A 15,917-nucleotide genomic window follows, 5' to 3' on the forward strand; every position below is an offset into this window, starting at 1 on the left:
GCAAGCGTCGGCCGGCCGCGAGAAGCGGCGGCCGCGACTTGAGACGTCAGCGACGGCCCGGATCCGAGCCCAAACTATTCACTCTCGTCATCGCAGGCTTATCCCGGCAGACGGCTTCCCTGGCCGATCGCAGGGGATCTTCCCGAACGCCCTTACTACTGCTGCCGACGACGCGGCGGGCGCGGCTGTTCGGCGCGGGCGGCGGCCGGCGGCGCCGCGGCGGGCTGTTCCTGCTGAGCGGTGTTGCTCGGGCCGAACAGCACCCGGGTCGGGTTGCGGTCGAAATTGTTCACCGCGCGGCTGATGTCGGCGAGCGTGCGGCGGCCGTCGAGGATCAGCGTGGCCGAGCGCTTGTCGAGATTGTCGGCGAGTTCGCGGAACGACTTCACTGCCTGAAACAGCTCGCCGCCATCCTTGCCGCCGGCCAGCGCGTCGATGCCCTGCATTACGCTGTCGGTCTTGGCGATCACGCCGTCGACCCGCGACATGATGCTGTCGATCTTGTCGGAGCTGCGCGCCAGGCTTGAGGTGAAAGTCTGCAGGTTCTCCAGCGACGTCTTCACCGACTCCTGGTTCTCCGACACCAGGCGGTTGACGTTGCGCAGCGTCGCCTTGATGGACTCGGAAATGTCCTGCAGCAGCTCGGGATCGGCGGTCAGCACCGGAGTGCCGTCGTCGTCGAGCGGTACCGGCGGCGCGGTCTCAGAGCCGCCCTTCAGCGAAATCGCCGCAACACCGGTCAGGCCCTGAAATTCCAGGCCGACCTGGGTGTCCTTGCGGATCGGAGCGGTGTTTTCGACCATCGCCAGCGCCACGACGCGGCGCGGATTGTCGAGCTTCACCGACACCACCTCGCCGACACGGACGCCGTTGAAATTGACGCTACCGCCGTTGCGCAAGCCCGATGCCGCCCCCTCGAACACCACCCGCAGCGGGCTGCGCGCCTTGGTGGTGTGCAGGCTCTGAAACCATAGCACGAACCCGAACGCTGCGGCGATCACCGCAAGGGTGAACGTCCCGATCAGGAAGTAATTCGCACGCGTTTCCATTCGCCTTTACTCCACACCAGTTCGCGGCGCCGTCGGCCCGCAGCACGCCGCGTCCCGCAGCAGGCTTTGAGCGCAGATTGCGGAAGCAAAACGACGCACCGGCGGCGCGACGACCGAAATCTTCCCACGCACCTCGATCATGGCGAACCGACCACCGCGCGGGCACGCTTGCCGTGAAAATAAGAGCGCAGCCACGGGTGCTGCGACGCCTGCATGTCGGCGATGGTTCCGGCCGCGATCACCTTGCCGTCCCCCAGCACCGCGATGCGGTCGCAGGCGGTATGCAGACTGTCGAGGTCGTGAGTTACCATGAAAACCGTCAGCCCCAAAGTGCGCTGCAACGTCCGCACCAGCTCATCGAACTCGCCGGCGCCGATCGGATCGAGGCCTGAGGTCGGCTCGTCGAGGAACACCAGTTCCGGATCCAGCGCGAGCGCGCGGGCCAGAGCCACCCGCTTGATCATGCCGCCGGACAGTTCGGACGGATAACGGTCGATCACTTCCGGCTTCAGGCCCACCATCACCAGCTTGGCGATAGTGATCTCATCGAGCAGCCGCTGTGACAGCTTCAGATATTCGCGCACCGGGAACTGGATGTTCTGGCGGACCGTCAGCGAGGAAAACAGCGCGCCTTGCTGGAACAAAATGCCCCAGCGCCGTTCGATGCCGCGCCGGTCCGTCTTGTTCGCCTTATCGAGGTCGATGCCGAACACCTCGATGTTGCCGCTGAGCTTCGGCACCAGACCAATGATGGTGCGGGTCAACACCGACTTGCCGGCTCCGGACGGTCCGACGAAGCCGAGAATCTCACCGCGCCGCACGTCGAGATCGAGCCCGTTCAACACCCGCGTCGTACCGAACTGCACGGTGACGTCGCGTACCCGGATGATCGGATCGGCCACTTCCGCCATCGTCAGATCCCGATCCCAGCGAAGAAGATCGCGAATACGCCGTCCATCACGATCACGAAGAAGATGCTCTTCACCACCGAGGCGGTGGTGTGGCTGCCGAGCGACTCAGCGCTGCCCTGCACCGCCAGCCCCTCGACGCAGGCAACGATGCCGATAACCACCGCCATCACCGGCGCCTTGATCATGCCGACGGTGAAGTGGTCAATCGAGATCGCGTCGCGCAGACGCAGCAGGAACGCCTCGGGATCGACGCCGCCATACATCCACGCGACCAGACCACCGCCATACAGCGCCGACATCGCGCCGAGGAAGGTGAGGATCGGCACCGCCAGCACCAGCGCGATCAGCCGCGGCACGATCAGCACGTCGATCGGATCGAACCCCATGGTGCGCAGGGCGTCGATCTCCTCGCGCATCTTCATCGAGCCGAGCTCGGCCGTGTAGGCGCTGCCGGAGCGGCCCGCCACCATGATCGACACCAGCAGCACGCCGATCTCGCGCAGCACCAGCACGCCGAGCATGTCGACCACGAACACGTCGGCGCCGAACTTGCGGAAATGGAAAATGCCCTGCTGGGCGATGATGCAGCCGATCAGGAAGGTGATGAGCACGATGATCGGCACCGCGCGCCAGCATACCTGCTCGAGGTGGTGTACGGTCGAAGTCAGCCGGAACGAGGTCGGCCGGACCACCACCCGCAGTACGCCGGCCAGCACCGCCCCCATCATGCTGATCAGCGCCACGATGTCGTCGATAAAGGCGTAGATGGTGCGGCCGAGCCGTTCGATCGGCGCGCGCAGCGATCCGCCGCGCCGCGGCTCGGGCCCGGCCTCACTGACCTGCCGCACTTCGTCGACCAGGCTGGCATAGTTGGTCGACAACCCGGCGATCCGCGCCTCTGTACCGTCCTGGCCGAGATTGCGCCGCAGCCGCTCGATCAGCCAGGCTCCGAAGGTGTCGAGCCGCGCGATACCGGACACATCGATGGAGACGTTCGGCTTGCTGCCTCCGAGCTGTTCCGCTTCAGTGACCAGCCGCTCCAGCGCCGGCGCGAACCGCGCCGTCCACGATCCCGACGCGCACAGCGCAAGCCCTTCCCCACGCGCGATCCGTTCGAGCGACGGATCGCCCTCCAACGCTATCTGCTGTGTCATTTTGAGCCAATCCGAGTTCGAACGCCGCCTTGCGGGCCAAGCTCATTACCAGCCATACTTGACAGCTCCGGGCAACCCTCGGTTTGAGCTGACAAGGCCTGCAAATGAACTCCCTGATAGCGCCCGAACTGACCGGGCGCATCGAACGCTGGCCGATCGCCGGCGCCTTCACCATCAGCCGCGGAGCGAAGACCGAAGCGATCGTCGTGGTGGCCGAGCTGCGCTGCGGCGACCATGTCGGCCGCGGCGAATGCGTCCCCTATGCGCGCTACGGAGAGACGCCGGAAGCAGCGCTCGCCGCACTGGAGGCGATGCGCACGCCGCTCGCGGGCGGTCTCGACCGCACAGCGCTGCAGGCTGCAATGCAGCCCGGCGCCGCGCGCAACGCACTGGACTGCGCCTTGGTCGATCTCGAAGCCAAGATGAGCGGAAAGCGTGCCTGGGAGCTGTTCGGCAGCGCTGCGCCAAGCCCCACCACCACCGCCTACACCATCTCGCTCGGCACTCCGGAAGCAATGGCCGAGGCCACGTGCAAAGCGGCGTCGCGGCCGCTGCTCAAGATCAAGCTCGGCGGCAACGGTGACGACGCACGGATCGCGGCGGTGCGGCGCGCCGCGCCGAACGCCGAACTGATCGTCGATGCCAACGAAGCCTGGACGCCGGACAATCTCGCCCGCAACCTCGCCGCCTGTGCGGATGCGGGGGTGACGCTGGTCGAGCAGCCGCTGCCGGCAGGTCGCGATGAAGCGCTGGGCGCAATCGCACGGCCCATCGCCGTGTGCGCCGACGAGAGTGTACACGACCGCACATCTCTCGCCGCGCTGCGCGGCCGTTACGATGCAGTCAACATCAAGCTCGACAAGACCGGTGGGCTCACCGAGGCGATGGCGATGGCGCAGGACGCGCGAGCGCTCGGACTGCAGATCATGGTCGGCTGCATGGTGGCCACCTCGCTGGCGATGGCGCCGGCGATGCTGCTAACGCCGTTCGCCCGGTTCGTCGATCTCGACGGCCCGCTGCTGCTGGCGCGCGATCGTGACGACGGCCTGCGCTACGACGGCAGCACGGTCTATCCGCCCGAACCGGCGCTGTGGGGCTGATCGACGCTCGCCGGTGCAAGCAGCCGGCGACGCATCAGCACCAGCACAATCGCACCCGCCAGCCCCATGACCGCCATCATGTCGTAAACGGCGAGGCCGTAACGGGCGAACACTGCGCCGGAAGCGATCGACGCAGCGCTCATCACAAAGCCCGCGGCCGCAGTGTAGTAACCCTGCCCGCGGGCGATCACATGGCCGGGCACGTGGCGCACCAGCAGCCCCATGGTGCCGACCTGAGTGAGGCCGAAGGTGAAGCCGTGAAGTAACTGCACTGTGGTGAGCACCGGCAGCGACGGATCCTGCGCGGTGATCGACCAGCGCAGCACCGCGCTCAGCGCGCCGCCCAGCATCAGCCACACCGGCGACCAGGTAAACCGCGGCGACAACGCGAACACCACGATCTCGGCGACGACGCCGAGCACCCACAGCACCGAAATCGTCGTGCCACTGAGACCGGCGCCCTGCCAGACGATCGACGCGAACGTGTAGTACGCGGCATGGCTACCCTGGATCAGCGCCGCCGCAACCACGATCGTCAGGAACGTCGGATTACGCAGCAGCGACGCGCCGCGCTGCGGCGTCGCCGATTTCACCGGCGCATCCAGCGGCCGCAAGCCAAAGCCGGCCAGCGCGCCGACCCAGGCGAATGCGACGATCAGCCAGATCAGTTGCTCCGCCGCCACCAGATCTGCCAGCACGCCGCTTACCAGCGCGCCGGCGATGAACGCCGCCGAGCCCCATAGCCGCAGCGGTCCGTAGTTGAGCCCATAGCGAGCCACCGCCTTCAGCGCGTAGCCGTCGGTCAGCGGTACGATCGGCGTCCAGAAGCAGGCGGTGAGCACGAACACCACGAAGATCAACAGCGGAGCACGTAGAATCCCGAGGAGGGTGAATCCGAGGGCCGTGATCACCGCGGTGATGATCATCGCGGCGCGGATCGCGTTGCGCCGCTCGGCTGCGGCGGTGATGAAAGGCAAAAGCGTGAAGCGCGTCACCGCCGGCGCGGCGATGATCACGCCGATCCAAGAAGCCTCGATTCCAACGGCTTTCAGCCACACCGTGAAGAACGGCAGGTACGTGCCCGCGACCGTGAAGCTGGTCGCGTAGAACACCGCGAGCCGAGACGCGAATCGCTTCGCATCCGGTGATGGGATGGGGATTTGTGATTCGGGAGACATCAATTCAATTGCGATTCGACGCGGATCGTGGTGATCGTTATCGTGACGCGCAGTGAATTGTGCAACGAGTCCCTTGATGACCGACGAAGCCTTCGCCCTTTCGCCGATCTCCGCCCGCCCGGTGATGCCGAGTGATGCGGACTACGATGCGATCCGCGAAGCCTTCATGGAGACCTCGCGGGGGCGCTGGTTCCTCACCGAATACGCCAAGCGTAACCGCAACGCCGACACCAGCATGGTGCTCGACGCGGTGGCACGGATCGAGCAGACCCTCGCCGCGCAGAAGCAAGCCCAGGCCGAAGCCGCCGTGGAGTCGCTGGCGGCGATCCGGGCGGTGATCGGCGAGGCACGCGCCAGCGTTGCCAAGGCGATCGCGACGCTCGACGACACCGCGACTCTGGTGGCTGCGCATCGCGGCGCCCGCGCGATCAGCGAGGTCGCTTCGACCTTGCGCGAATGCGGCGCCGACTCCCGGATCTGTGATCTGCTCGACCAGCAGGTCGCCGCGATCGACAGCGGCCACCGGCTGGTCGCGGGAATCGACCGCGATGCGATCGACGCGGCGTTCGATCGGATGCTCCAGCACGTCGCGGCGATCTCGGGCGCAGCTCCCGAAGCCGCGGCGAGCCCCGCCACGCCGGAGACAGTAGCCGCAGCGGCGCCTGCCACCGCACCGGTGGTGGACGAACCTGCCCCGCCGCAGGCTTGCGCTGAGCCCGAAGCGGTCGCACCGCAGCCAGCCGCGCCTGAGCCCGTTGCGCCGCAGGCGGTTGCTTCGCAGGCCGTCGCTCCCGAGGTTGCAGAACCGGCTCCCGCCCAGCAGGCGCAGACCGCCCCGGCGCTCGTGGTGGTCAAGGGCGCGCCGTCGGAAGAATTCGAATTCGTCGAAGCCGAAGACCAGACTCCGGCACCCGCTGCTGTCGCAGCGGCGCCCGCCGAAGCCCCTGCCGCAGTCAGCGCGGCTGAGCAGTCAGACGCCGCCCACCTGCTCGACGAGGTGGTGGCGCTGGACGCAGAGGGTCTCGAAGACGACGCGGTGCTCGATCTGGTCGCCCGCGAGATGTCGGCGCCCGAAGTCTCAGCGCCGTATCGGCCCGAGGACGACGCCTACGCGGCGGCCGCGGCAAGCACCGCCGCGGAAATCGAATCCGACATCGCAGCCCTGCAGCAGGCGCTGAGCGAAGAGATTGCAGTGTCGCCGGAGCCCATGGCGATCGACGACACGCCGGCGTCCGCCGCCGAGGCGTTCGACGCTGAGCCGGAGCCTGAACCGGCGTTCGATCCGGTCGGCGAAATCGGTGAAGCCGCCCCCGTGGTGGCAATGGCCGAGCCGATCGCCATCCATGCGGCCGCTGCACAGGCGGCAATGGCTATGGCGGCCGTCCCCGGCGAAGCCGTCGCGGCGGCCCCTGCGTCGCTCGGCGCTGCGGCGATCGCCAATGGCGCGGTCGCGGCCCCGCCGCCGATGCGCAGCGACGCCCTGGTGCCGATCCGGCGCATGAGCCAGGCCGAGAAGGTCGCGTTCTTCTCGTAATCAGCAGCGTCGGCGCGAAGGCGCCAAAATCAGGCGATCAGGCGGCTGAACAGGTCGGCATCGACATTGCCGCCCGACAGCACGATCGCGACGGTCTTGCCGCGGACGTCGAGCTTGCCGGCGAGCAATGCCGCGAGCGCCACCGCTCCACCCGGCTCCACCACCAGCTTCAGCTCGCGGAATGCGAAGCCGACCGCAGTGCCGACCTCGGCATCGGACGCGGCAACGCCGCCGGCGAGCAGCACGCGATTGATCGCGAAGGTGACCTCGCCCGGGATCGACATCATCAACGCATCGCAGATCGTGCGTCCGCCGGCCGGATTGGACTCGCGGCGTCCCGCCACCAGCGAGCGGGCGTGGTCGTCGAAGCCCTCCGGCTCAGCCGACATCGCCAGCGCCTGGGGAAACCGCGCCTTGACGGCAAGCGCTGTGCCGGCGATCAGCCCGCCGCCCGAGGCCGGCGCCACCACCAGATCCGGCGCGAGCCCCAGCGCAGCAAGGTCCTCGGCGATCTCGCGGCCGACCGTGCCCTGCCCGGCGATCACCATCGGATCGTCGAACGGCCGCACCAACGTCGCGCCGCTGCGCTCGGCAATGTCGCGAGCGATCGCCTCGCGATCCTCGCGGTCGCGATCGTACAGCACCACCTCGGCGCCAAAGCCGGCGGTGCGCTCGCGCTTGGAGGCCGGCGCATCCGACGGCATCACGATGGTGGCGTGGACGCCGAGCAGCTGCGCCGCCGCGGCGACGCCCTGGGCGTGATTGCCGGAGCTAAATGCCACCACGCCACCGCCCCGAACGTCCGGCGGAATCGAGGCCAGCTTGTTGAAGGCACCGCGAAACTTGAATGAGCCGGTGCGCTGCAGAACTTCCGGCTTGAGGAAGACGCGCGCGCCGGCGGCGGCATCGAGCGCCGGCGACGACAGCAGCGGCGTCCGCACCGCGACCGGGGCGAGCACCTCGGCAGCCGCATCGATATCGGCGACGGAAACGGGCAGCACAGCGGAATGGGTCATGGCCGGCATCTAACGCCCCGCAACACGCGCCGACAAGGTGCGATGATACGTGTATGCGTCAGGCGACCAAGCGATGCGGCTTGGCGGCGTGCGGGTCAAGCCGCGCCGGCTCCAGCATCGAGACGCGGCGAACGTTGTCGATGAAGGCGTGGGCCGAGGCTTCCCAAGTGTGATCGGCGGCGAACTCAAGGCACGCCTCGCGCGAAATCTCCAGGGCGCCGAGACACGCCGCGCGCAGATCCTCGCTCAGCACGCCGACCGGGGAATCACCGATCACATCGCGCGGCCCGGTTACCGGGAAGGCCGCGACCGGTACGCCGCTCGCCAGCGCCTCGAGCAGCACCAGGCCATAGGTGTCGGTCTTGCTCGGAAACACGAACACGTCGGCGGCGGAATAGACCTTCGCCAGAGCCTCGCCCTGCTTGGCGCCGAGGAACACCGCACTCGGGAAGTCGCGCTCCAGCGCCGCGCGCGCCGGGCCGTCACCGACCACCACCTTGCTGCCGGGTAGGTCGAGCGACAGGAACGCTTCGAGGTTCTTCTCGACCGCGACCCGGCCGACCGACAGGAACACCGGCCGCGGCAGCTCGAGATCGGCATCCTCGCGCGGATGGAACAAATGCCCGTCGACGCCGCGCGGCCACAGCACGACGTTGCGGAATCCGCGGCCGCGAAGCTCGTCGGCGAGCGCCGGCGTCGCTGCCATCACCGCATGGCTGGCGCCGTGAAACCGGCGCAGCAGCGACCACACCCAGGATTCCGGGATCGGCGCGCGGGCCGACACGTACTCAGGAAAGCGCGTGTGGAAGCTGGTGGTGAAGCGCAGCCCGCGCTTGCGGCAATAGCGCCGCGCCGCGAGCCCGATCGGGCCTTCGGTCGCGATATGGATGCAGTCGGCATGCGCGGCATTGATCAGATGCGCGACCCGGATCGGATTGGGGATTGCGACCCGCAGATCCGGATAGCTGGGCAGCGCCACCGTCGGGAACGTCTCGGGCGTCAGAAACACCACGTCGACGCCGAGCGACTTCGCCGCTTCGGCCATCATCGTCAGCGTCCGCACCACGCCGTTAACCTGCGGGTGCCATGCGTCGGTCGCGATCAGGATGCGCATCAGGCGGCCCGCGCCGCGACCGTCGGCACCGGTAGATTGCGCTTCAGCAGATCGGTCCAGGTGATGATCTCGAACCGGCCGTCCTCGTGCTCGGCGAGCGCGGTGCAGCTTTCGACCCAGTCGCCGCAATTCATGTAGTTGATGCCGTGAAAGTCGCGGATCGCAGCGGTGTGGATGTGGCCGCAGATCACGCCGTCGGTGCCGTGACGGCGGGCTTCCTGCGCCAGCGTCTCTTCGAACGCGCCGATGTAATTCACCGCGTTCTTGACCTTGTGCTTGGCCCATTGCGACAGCGACCAATACGGCACACCGAACCAGCGGCGGAACGCGTTGACGACGCGGTTGAGCCGGATCGCGAGGTCGTAGGCCTTATCGCCGACATGGGCGAGCCACTTGGCGTTCTGCACCACGAGGTCGAAGATGTCGCCGTGGATCACCAGATAGCGGCGCCCGTCGGCGCCGGTGTGGATCGCGTTCTCGACGACCTCGATACCGCCGAAATGCGTGCCGTAGTAATTGCGCAGAAACTCGTCGTGATTGCCTGGCACGTAGATGATGCGCGCGCCCTTGCGGCCCTTGCGCAGCAGCTTCTGCACGAAGTCGTTGTGCGACTGCGGCCAGTGCCAGCTCGATTTCAGCGCCCAGCCGTCGATGATGTCGCCGACCAGATAGATGGTGTCGGCATCGTGGACGCGGAGGAAGTCGAGCAGCAGATTGGTCTGCGATCCTCGCGCACCGAGATGGACGTCGGAAATGAACAGGGTGCGAAAGCGTCGTTCCGGACCGTCGTCGCTCATCGGTCTTGTCCCATCCAAGGCCGCCCGCAGGCGGCGACGTTTCGAACCTGCCCTCAGGCCGCCATCGGCGTGGGAGTCCGCTCGAAACACACCAGCGTGTAGATGCCGAACGGCTTCAACTTGCGCCGCTCGACCAGGATTGCGTCGGAGGTGGCCTGCGCCCAGGCCTGCAGCCGCGCGAACGGAAATTCGGGGCGCAGCCCCAACCCGCGGGTCTTCTGCGCCGCCCAGCGTTCGACCGCGGCGGCAACACCGACTTCGGAGTACAGATGATTGACCAGGATGATGCGGCCGCCCGGCTTCACCACGCGGTGGCACTCCGACAGCACCTGCTCGGGATTGGCCACCAGCGTGATGACGAATTGCGCGACAACGCAATCGAACGTCGCGTCGGCGAACTCCATCGCGTGCGCATCCATCTGGCGCACGTCCTTGACCCACGGATAACGACCCGTCGCCATCTTGGCGCGCGCCTTGTCCAGCATCGGCTCGCACAGATCGATACCGGTGATTTCGGTCGAGGCGTCGTAGTCGTCGAACGACAATCCGGTACCAACGCCGACTTCGAGAATCTTGCCGCCGTGCGCGCGCGCTTCAGCCGCCGCCGCGCGCCGCCCCTTCACCATCACCGGCCCGCACACCGCGTCGTAGATCGGAGCCCAGCGAGCGTAGGCGGTTTCAATCAGGGACTTATCGAGATCGGGAGTCATCGGTTCCGTTCGAATCGTAAATTACTTACGAATTCGGATTATCAGCGGAGTACGACGACTGGACGACAGCGCACGGTCGGCCGGTTTGGGCCTTAGTCGAAGCCGTGGAAATGATGGATCGGGCCGTGGCCATGCCCGACCGAAAGCCGATCCGCAGCTGCGATGGCGGCGCTGACCCATTGCTTGGCGGCGGCCACAGAGGCCTGCAACGACTGGCCTTTCGCCAGATTGGCTGCGATCGCGGAGGACAGCGAGCAGCCGGTACCGTGGGTGTTGTTGGTGACGATGCGGGGTGCGGACAGCGCCTGCACCTCGGTTCCCACGAACAGGTAATCGGTGCTGGCCGGTCCGGTGCCGTGCCCCCCTTTGATCAGGACCGCTTCGCAGCCGAGCGCGAGCAGATGCCGGCCCTGGCGTTCGATTTCGGCCGGCTCGTCGGCGACCGGCTCGTCGAGCAGCGCGGCGGCTTCCGGCAGGTTCGGCGTGATGATCCGGGCGCGCGGGATCAGCACTGTGCGTAGCGCGTCGACGCAGTCGTCGGCGATCAACCGATCGCCCGAGGTTGCGACCATCACCGGATCGAGCACGACGTTGGCGGCGCGCCAGCGATCCAGCCCTTCGGCGATCGCGGCGATCACCCCGCGCTGCGCCACCATTCCAATCTTGGTGGCGGCGACGTCGAGATCGCTGAACACCGCATCGATCTGCGCGGTGACGAACGCGGCCGGCACGTCGTGGATCGCGGTGACGCCGCGGGTGTTCTGCGCGGTCAGCGCGGTGATCACCGAGGCGCCATAGACGCCGTTTGCGGAAAACGACTTGAGATCGGCCTGAATGCCGGCGCCGCCTCCGGAGTCGGAACCGGCGACGGTGAGTGCGATCGGAATGGCCATCAACGTGCTCGATTGAAAAAGAGGCGGACCGGCAACCGATCGCCGTGGTAGCGCGCCCGCGGCGCAGCGGCAAGAGCTTGCGCCGACACGGTGTTTTAGGCTTGATGGCGCAAATCAAGCTGCCGGAGAGACCCGCGATGGTGCCGTTTTTCGTCCAGATCAAATGCCAGCTCGGCCAGTCTTACGCCGTCGCCAACGCGATCGCCGAATCCGAGATCGCCTCGGAGATCTATTCGACCGCCGGCGACTACGACCTGCTGGTGAAATTCTACGTCGATCGCTCCACCGACATCGGCCATTTCGTCGCCGACAAGGTCCAGGTGATCCCCGGCATCAAGGACACCCACACCATCATTACCTTCAAGGCGTTTGGCCCGAAGTGATCGCAGATCACTCGGCCTTGGCATTGCGCGGGGGCCGGACCGGCCCCTGCACCGGCGGCAGCGACTTGATGTAGGCCGCGATCGCCTCGCGGTCGTCCTTGCCGAGCTGCGAGGTGTTGCGGATCACCTGCGCCATCGAGCCGCCGGCGCTGTCGCCCTCCGGCGTCATGCCGGTCTCGAGGAAATAGGCGATGTCGCCGGCGCTCCAGTCGCCGAGCCCCTTCTGGCTGATGTTCGGCACCCAGCCCCTGCCTTCCGGATCGGGCCCGCCGGCGAAGCGCTGCGCCGCAACGATGCCGCCGAGCGCATTGCGCGGGCTGTGGCACTCGGCGCAATGGCCGAAACTGTTCACCAGATACGCGCCGCGATTCCACTGCGCCGATTGTGCCGGATCGGGCGTGAACGGCGTGTCGTCGAAGAACAATAGCTTCCACAGCCCGACCGCGCGGCGGATGTTGAATGGGAACGGCACCTCGTTCGGCGGTGCCCGGCCGGCCACCGGGGGTAGCGTTTTGATGTAGGCGAACAGATCGCGGACGTCGTCTGGCCGCGCGTGCGCGTAGGATGGATACGGAAACGCTGGATAGAGATGCACGCCGCCCGGCGCCGTGCCTCGCATCACCGCGCTGACGAACTCCGCCTCGGTCCATTTTCCGATGCCGTCGTTCGGATCCGGCGAGATGTTCGGCACGTAGAACGTGCCGAACATCGACTTCAGCCCCAGCCCGCCACCGAGCCGGGTGCGATCGTCCTGCTTCGGCGTGGCGTGGCATTCGGCGCAGCCGCCCGCGTAGAACGCGGTGCGGCCATTCTCCAGATTGGCGGTGCGCGCCGGCAGCCGGTCGGCCGACACCGTGGCCGGCATGGTGAGCAGCCAGAACGCAGCGACCGCAACGATCGCCGCGACCAGAGTTACGGCTCCGATTGTTCTGGCCACAGCCGGTCTCCGCTGCCGACGGCGCGCGCCGCGTTAGCCTTCCTTATCGCGGAAGTTCTCGTGGCAGTTTCCGCATGCCTTGCCGATCGGCTGCATCGCGGCCTTCAACGTGTCGACGTCTTTGATCTTGCCCTTGGCGCCGTCGACCGCCTTGGCGAAATCGGCGATCTCGGTGTCGAACTTGGCGCGCTCAGCCCAGATCTTCGGCGATGAGCTGTACTTGCTGTCGAACGGCTTCAACCCTTTGACGCTGTCCGGAAACAGCTTCGGCAGATCCTTGGCAGTCTCGTCGAACTGCTTCAGCGCCGCATCGACCGCGGCTTGATCGTAGGGCTTCTCGCCCTTGGCGATGGCGCCGAGCACCATCATGTTCCGGCCGTTGTCCTTCATCAGTTTCTGGGTCTTATCGACCAGATCCTGCTGCGCCATCACGGCGCTCGCCGTCAACACCAGGGCTCCGGCAACGATCACAGTGCGTAACATCAAGACGTCCTCCCGCTTGGTTGTTTTCAACTCCGTCACGCGCCGCCGGTTCGGCAGCCTTCATCAGTAGCTTGACGCCACTCTTATCGATCCACTCCGACAGCCGGCCGCGTCACAGACGGTGCCGGCGCTCATGCTCGCGGATCGCCATCCACACCCGCTCCGGCGTGGCCGGCATGTCGATATGATCGATCCGATATTCACGCCAGAGCGCGTCGATGATCGCATTCATCACCGCCGGGCAGGAGCCGATCGCCCCCGCCTCGCCTGCGCCTTTGACACCCATCGGGTTGGTGGCGCAGGGCACGTTGTGGGTTTCGAAAGTGATCGGCGCGCCATCGGCCGCGCGTGGCAGCGCGTAGTCCATGAACGAACCGGTGATGAGCTGGCCGTCCTCGGCGTTGTACACCGCCTGCTCCATCAGCGCCTGGCCGATGCCCTGAATGGTTCCGCCATGGACCTGCCCGGCGAGCAGCAGCGGGTTCAACGTGACGCCGAAATCATCGACGATGACATAGTTGACGATCCTGATCTTGCCAGTCGCCGGATCGAGTTCAATCTCGACCAAATGCGTGCCGTTCGGATAGGTGCCGTCGGCGCTGGAGAACGCCGCGCTGGCGTTGAGCTTGGCCGGATCAACGCCGGGCCGCTTGGCGACATCGGCGAAGGTGATGGAGCGGTCGGTGCCAGCGATGCGGATGGTGCCGTCTCTGATTTCGAGGTCGGCGGCGCTGGTCTCCAGCGCGTCGGCCGCGATGTCGCGAAGCTGCTCGCCGAGCTGATGGGTGGCGCGCTGCACGCTGACGCCGCCGGACGGGATCGATGCCGAGCCGCCGGTGCCGAGGCCGGTGGCGATCCTGTCGGTGTCGCCCTGCACCACCCGCACCCGCTCCTGCGGCACGCCGAACTGCTCGGCGACGATCTGCGCATAAGCGGTCTGGTGGCCTTGCCCGCTCGACTGCGTGCCAATCAGCACAGTGATGTCGCCATCCGGATCGAGCACCACCTTGGCGGTCTCCTCGCCCATGGTGCCGCAGACCTCGACATAAGAGGCGAGCCCGATGCCGCGCACCAGCCCGTGCTTCTTGGCGGCCTTGGCGCGCTTGCCGAAGTCCTTCCAGTCGCCGATCTCCATCGCGCGCTTCAGATGCGCAGTGAAGTCGCCGGAGTCGTACACCTTGCCGGTCGCGGTCTTATAGGGGAGCTTGCGCGGCGGAATGAAGTTCTTGCGCCGGATCGCATCCGGGGACATCGCCAGTTTCCGCGCGCAGGCATCGACCAGACGTTCAACCACGTAAGCCGCTTCGGGACGCCCGGCGCCGCGATAGGCATCGACCGGTACGGTGTGGGTGAACACGGTGCGGATGCGGCAGTAGAACGCCTGGATGTCATAAAGCCCCGGCAGCATGCCGGCGCCGCCGTAGGGAATGTACGGACCGAAGGTCGACAGATAGGCGCCGACGTCGCCGATCAGATCGACGTCCATCCCGAGAAACTTGCCGTCTTCGGCCAGCGCCATCCGTGCCGTCGTGACGTTGTCGCGACCTTGCGAGTCGCCGACGAAGTGATCGCCGCGATCGGCGGTCCACTTCACCGTCTTGCGCAGCTTCTTGGCGGCCACCGCGAGCAGCGCGTATTCGCGATAGGGAAACAGCTTGGTGCCGAACCCGCCACCGACATCCGGACAGACCACCCGCATCTTTTCGACCGGGATCTTCAGCACGGTCTGGCACAGGATATCGCGCAGCCGATGGCTACCCTGGCTGCCGACCGTCAGCGTGAAGTGATCGCGCTTGGCGTCGTACTCACAGACCGCGGCGCGGGTTTCCATGTAGTTCGTGACAATACGCGGATTGACGATGCGGATTTCCGCGACCGCATGGGCTTTGGCGAACGCCTCTTCGGTTGCCTTCTTGTTGCCGATGCCGGCGTCGAACAGCACGTTGCCGGCATGGTCGGGCCACACCTGCGGCGCTCCCGGCTCGACGGCACGCGCAGCCCCGATCACCGCCGGCAGCGGCGACCACTCCACCGCAATCGCCTCGAGTGCATCGCGCGCATGCGCAATCGTGTCGGCGACCACGAACGCGATCGCATCGCCGACATGGCGCACCTCGTCGCGCGCCAGGATTGGATAGTCTGGCCCCTTGAACGGGGTGTCCGGCAGATTGAACAGGCACGGCAGGCCGCCGAGATCGGCAACGTCGTCCGCAGTCAAAATCGTCAGCACGCCGGGCAGCGCGCGCGCCGCCGTCGCGTCCAGCTTGAAGGTGGCATGGGCATGCGGCGAGCGCAGCATCAGCGCATAAGCGGTCGAGGCCGGAGCGACGTCATCGGTGTAGCGGCCTTTGCCGCGAATCAGAGGATCGTCCTCTTTGCGCAGCACGCTCTGACCGACACCGAACTTGGCGGGAGCCAACTTGGTTGGAACCATGGGTCGTCACCTCCGATGCGAGTTGGCATCATCTTGCAGCGGATCGATGACGGGAGCAAACGCGCCGGCGCAGGCATCGCGGCCGAACACCGAAATATGAACCCAGTGGCAACAATCTGCACATTGCGACTGCGGCGCGCGCCCCTGCGCGCCCGGCGCAAAAAGAAACAGGTGCATCGGTTGCCCGATACACCTGTTTGGAAGGTCGCGCAGGTCGGCGGACG

At 66.7% G+C, this 15,917-nt stretch carries 16 protein-coding genes; 3 read left to right on the forward strand and 13 right to left on the reverse strand.

What is annotated here, in order from left to right:
- Nucleotides 1–155 precede the first annotated feature (155 nt).
- From HZF03_RS20000 to HZF03_RS20010, 3 genes are all read right to left on the reverse strand, one after another.
- Complete coding sequence (locus HZF03_RS20000) at nt 156–1,049, reverse strand: MlaD family protein (protein ID WP_011159497.1); 894 nt, start codon at nt 1,047–1,049, stop codon at nt 156–158.
- A gap of 137 nt (nt 1,050–1,186) precedes the next feature.
- The gene (locus HZF03_RS20005) at nt 1,187–1,960 is read right to left on the reverse strand and encodes an ABC transporter ATP-binding protein (RefSeq protein ID WP_011159498.1); all 774 of its coding nucleotides are present in this window, start codon (nt 1,958–1,960) and stop codon (nt 1,187–1,189) included.
- A gap of 2 nt (nt 1,961–1,962) precedes the next feature.
- Nucleotides 1,963–3,114, reverse strand: coding sequence for an ABC transporter permease (locus HZF03_RS20010; protein ID WP_011159499.1), 1,152 nt, complete (start codon nt 3,112–3,114; stop codon nt 1,963–1,965).
- 104 nt (nt 3,115–3,218) lie between these two features.
- Between HZF03_RS20010 and dgcA the strand changes: the two genes are divergently transcribed.
- Nucleotides 3,219–4,214: an N-acetyl-D-Glu racemase DgcA gene (dgcA, locus tag HZF03_RS20015; RefSeq protein WP_119019922.1), complete on the forward strand. Its 996-nt coding sequence runs from the start codon at nt 3,219–3,221 to the stop codon at nt 4,212–4,214.
- Here the strand turns inward: dgcA and HZF03_RS20020 are convergent.
- Nucleotides 4,184–5,392 carry an MFS transporter gene (locus HZF03_RS20020; RefSeq protein ID WP_011159501.1) on the reverse strand — a complete coding sequence of 403 codons (1,209 nt, stop codon included), beginning with the start codon at nt 5,390–5,392 and terminating at the stop codon, nt 4,184–4,186. The two genes, dgcA and HZF03_RS20020, sit on opposite strands and share 31 nt — an antisense overlap.
- A 76-nt stretch (nt 5,393–5,468) precedes the next feature.
- On the opposite strand from HZF03_RS20020, the gene HZF03_RS20025 reads away from it, so the two are divergent.
- Complete coding sequence (locus HZF03_RS20025; RefSeq protein ID WP_119019921.1) at nt 5,469–6,926, forward strand: hypothetical protein; 1,458 nt, start codon at nt 5,469–5,471, stop codon at nt 6,924–6,926.
- A gap of 29 nt (nt 6,927–6,955) precedes the next feature.
- On the opposite strand, the gene HZF03_RS20030 is transcribed toward HZF03_RS20025, so the two are convergent.
- The 5 genes from HZF03_RS20030 to thiD form a co-directional block, all read right to left on the reverse strand.
- Nucleotides 6,956–7,951, reverse strand: coding sequence for a threonine/serine dehydratase family protein (locus tag HZF03_RS20030; protein WP_119019920.1), 996 nt, complete (start codon nt 7,949–7,951; stop codon nt 6,956–6,958).
- A 49-nt stretch (nt 7,952–8,000) separates the two neighbouring features.
- Nucleotides 8,001–9,056 carry a glycosyltransferase family 4 protein gene (locus HZF03_RS20035; protein WP_119019919.1) on the reverse strand — a complete coding sequence of 352 codons (1,056 nt, stop codon included), beginning with the start codon at nt 9,054–9,056 and terminating at the stop codon, nt 8,001–8,003.
- Entirely contained in the window at nt 9,056–9,853 is a 798-nt protein-coding gene (locus HZF03_RS20040; protein WP_011159505.1) for a UDP-2,3-diacylglucosamine diphosphatase, read from the reverse strand. Before HZF03_RS20040 ends, HZF03_RS20035 begins: the two co-directional genes overlap by 1 nt.
- 53 nt (nt 9,854–9,906) lie before the next feature.
- Nucleotides 9,907–10,563 carry a class I SAM-dependent methyltransferase gene (locus HZF03_RS20045; protein WP_011159506.1) on the reverse strand — a complete coding sequence of 219 codons (657 nt, stop codon included), beginning with the start codon at nt 10,561–10,563 and terminating at the stop codon, nt 9,907–9,909.
- Between the two features lie 92 nt (nt 10,564–10,655).
- A complete protein-coding gene (thiD, locus tag HZF03_RS20050) occupies nt 10,656–11,456 on the reverse strand; it encodes a bifunctional hydroxymethylpyrimidine kinase/phosphomethylpyrimidine kinase (protein WP_119019918.1) in 801 nt (266 codons plus the stop codon).
- Nucleotides 11,457–11,593: 137 nt separating this feature from the next.
- Here thiD and HZF03_RS20055 point away from each other — a divergent pair, with 137 nt between their 5' ends.
- Complete coding sequence (locus tag HZF03_RS20055) at nt 11,594–11,839, forward strand: Lrp/AsnC ligand binding domain-containing protein (RefSeq protein WP_012497307.1); 246 nt, start codon at nt 11,594–11,596, stop codon at nt 11,837–11,839.
- A 7-nt stretch (nt 11,840–11,846) separates the two neighbouring features.
- Here the strand turns inward: HZF03_RS20055 and HZF03_RS20060 are convergent, their stop codons facing one another.
- From HZF03_RS20060 to HZF03_RS20075, 4 genes are all read right to left on the reverse strand, one after another.
- Complete coding sequence (locus HZF03_RS20060; RefSeq protein ID WP_179906201.1) at nt 11,847–12,776, reverse strand: c-type cytochrome; 930 nt, start codon at nt 12,774–12,776, stop codon at nt 11,847–11,849.
- A gap of 33 nt (nt 12,777–12,809) precedes the next feature.
- On the reverse strand, nt 12,810–13,259 hold the full coding sequence (locus HZF03_RS20065) for a c-type cytochrome (protein ID WP_011159509.1): 450 nt from the start codon (nt 13,257–13,259) through the stop codon (nt 12,810–12,812).
- A gap of 112 nt (nt 13,260–13,371) precedes the next feature.
- Nucleotides 13,372–15,693, reverse strand: a complete 2,322-nt coding sequence (locus HZF03_RS20070; protein WP_119018092.1) for a xanthine dehydrogenase family protein molybdopterin-binding subunit — start codon at nt 15,691–15,693, stop codon at nt 13,372–13,374.
- 6 nt (nt 15,694–15,699) lie between these two features.
- Nucleotides 15,700–15,870 (reverse strand): hypothetical protein, encoded by a 171-nt coding sequence (locus HZF03_RS20075; RefSeq protein ID WP_158255403.1) that lies wholly within the window; start codon nt 15,868–15,870, stop codon nt 15,700–15,702.
- Nucleotides 15,871–15,917: the final 47 nt, after the last annotated feature.

Origin of the sequence: Rhodopseudomonas palustris, from assembly GCF_013415845.1 — a bacterium.
Lineage (GTDB): Bacteria > Pseudomonadota > Alphaproteobacteria > Rhizobiales > Xanthobacteraceae > Rhodopseudomonas > Rhodopseudomonas palustris_F.

Excerpts from the sequence above, each read along its gene's own strand:
- HZF03_RS20000 (WP_011159497.1), bottom strand. The coding sequence starts at position 1,049 with ATGGAAACGCGTGCGAATTACTTCCTGATCGGGACGTTCACCCTTGCG.
- HZF03_RS20005 (WP_011159498.1), bottom strand. The coding sequence starts at position 1,960 with ATGGCGGAAGTGGCCGATCCGATCATCCGGGTACGCGACGTCACCGTG.
- HZF03_RS20010 (WP_011159499.1), bottom strand. The coding sequence starts at position 3,114 with ATGACACAGCAGATAGCGTTGGAGGGCGATCCGTCGCTCGAACGGATC.
- dgcA (WP_119019922.1), top strand. The coding sequence starts at position 3,219 with ATGAACTCCCTGATAGCGCCCGAACTGACCGGGCGCATCGAACGCTGG.
- HZF03_RS20020 (WP_011159501.1), bottom strand. The coding sequence starts at position 5,392 with ATGTCTCCCGAATCACAAATCCCCATCCCATCACCGGATGCGAAGCGA.
- HZF03_RS20025 (WP_119019921.1), top strand. The coding sequence starts at position 5,469 with ATGACCGACGAAGCCTTCGCCCTTTCGCCGATCTCCGCCCGCCCGGTG.
- HZF03_RS20030 (WP_119019920.1), bottom strand. The coding sequence starts at position 7,951 with ATGCCGGCCATGACCCATTCCGCTGTGCTGCCCGTTTCCGTCGCCGAT.
- HZF03_RS20035 (WP_119019919.1), bottom strand. The coding sequence starts at position 9,056 with ATGCGCATCCTGATCGCGACCGACGCATGGCACCCGCAGGTTAACGGC.
- HZF03_RS20040 (WP_011159505.1), bottom strand. The coding sequence starts at position 9,853 with ATGAGCGACGACGGTCCGGAACGACGCTTTCGCACCCTGTTCATTTCC.
- HZF03_RS20045 (WP_011159506.1), bottom strand. The coding sequence starts at position 10,563 with ATGACTCCCGATCTCGATAAGTCCCTGATTGAAACCGCCTACGCTCGC.
- thiD (WP_119019918.1), bottom strand. The coding sequence starts at position 11,456 with ATGGCCATTCCGATCGCACTCACCGTCGCCGGTTCCGACTCCGGAGGC.
- HZF03_RS20055 (WP_012497307.1), top strand. The coding sequence starts at position 11,594 with ATGGTGCCGTTTTTCGTCCAGATCAAATGCCAGCTCGGCCAGTCTTAC.
- HZF03_RS20065 (WP_011159509.1), bottom strand. The coding sequence starts at position 13,259 with ATGTTACGCACTGTGATCGTTGCCGGAGCCCTGGTGTTGACGGCGAGC.
- HZF03_RS20070 (WP_119018092.1), bottom strand. The coding sequence starts at position 15,693 with ATGGTTCCAACCAAGTTGGCTCCCGCCAAGTTCGGTGTCGGTCAGAGC.
- HZF03_RS20075 (WP_158255403.1), bottom strand. The coding sequence starts at position 15,870 with ATGCACCTGTTTCTTTTTGCGCCGGGCGCGCAGGGGCGCGCGCCGCAG.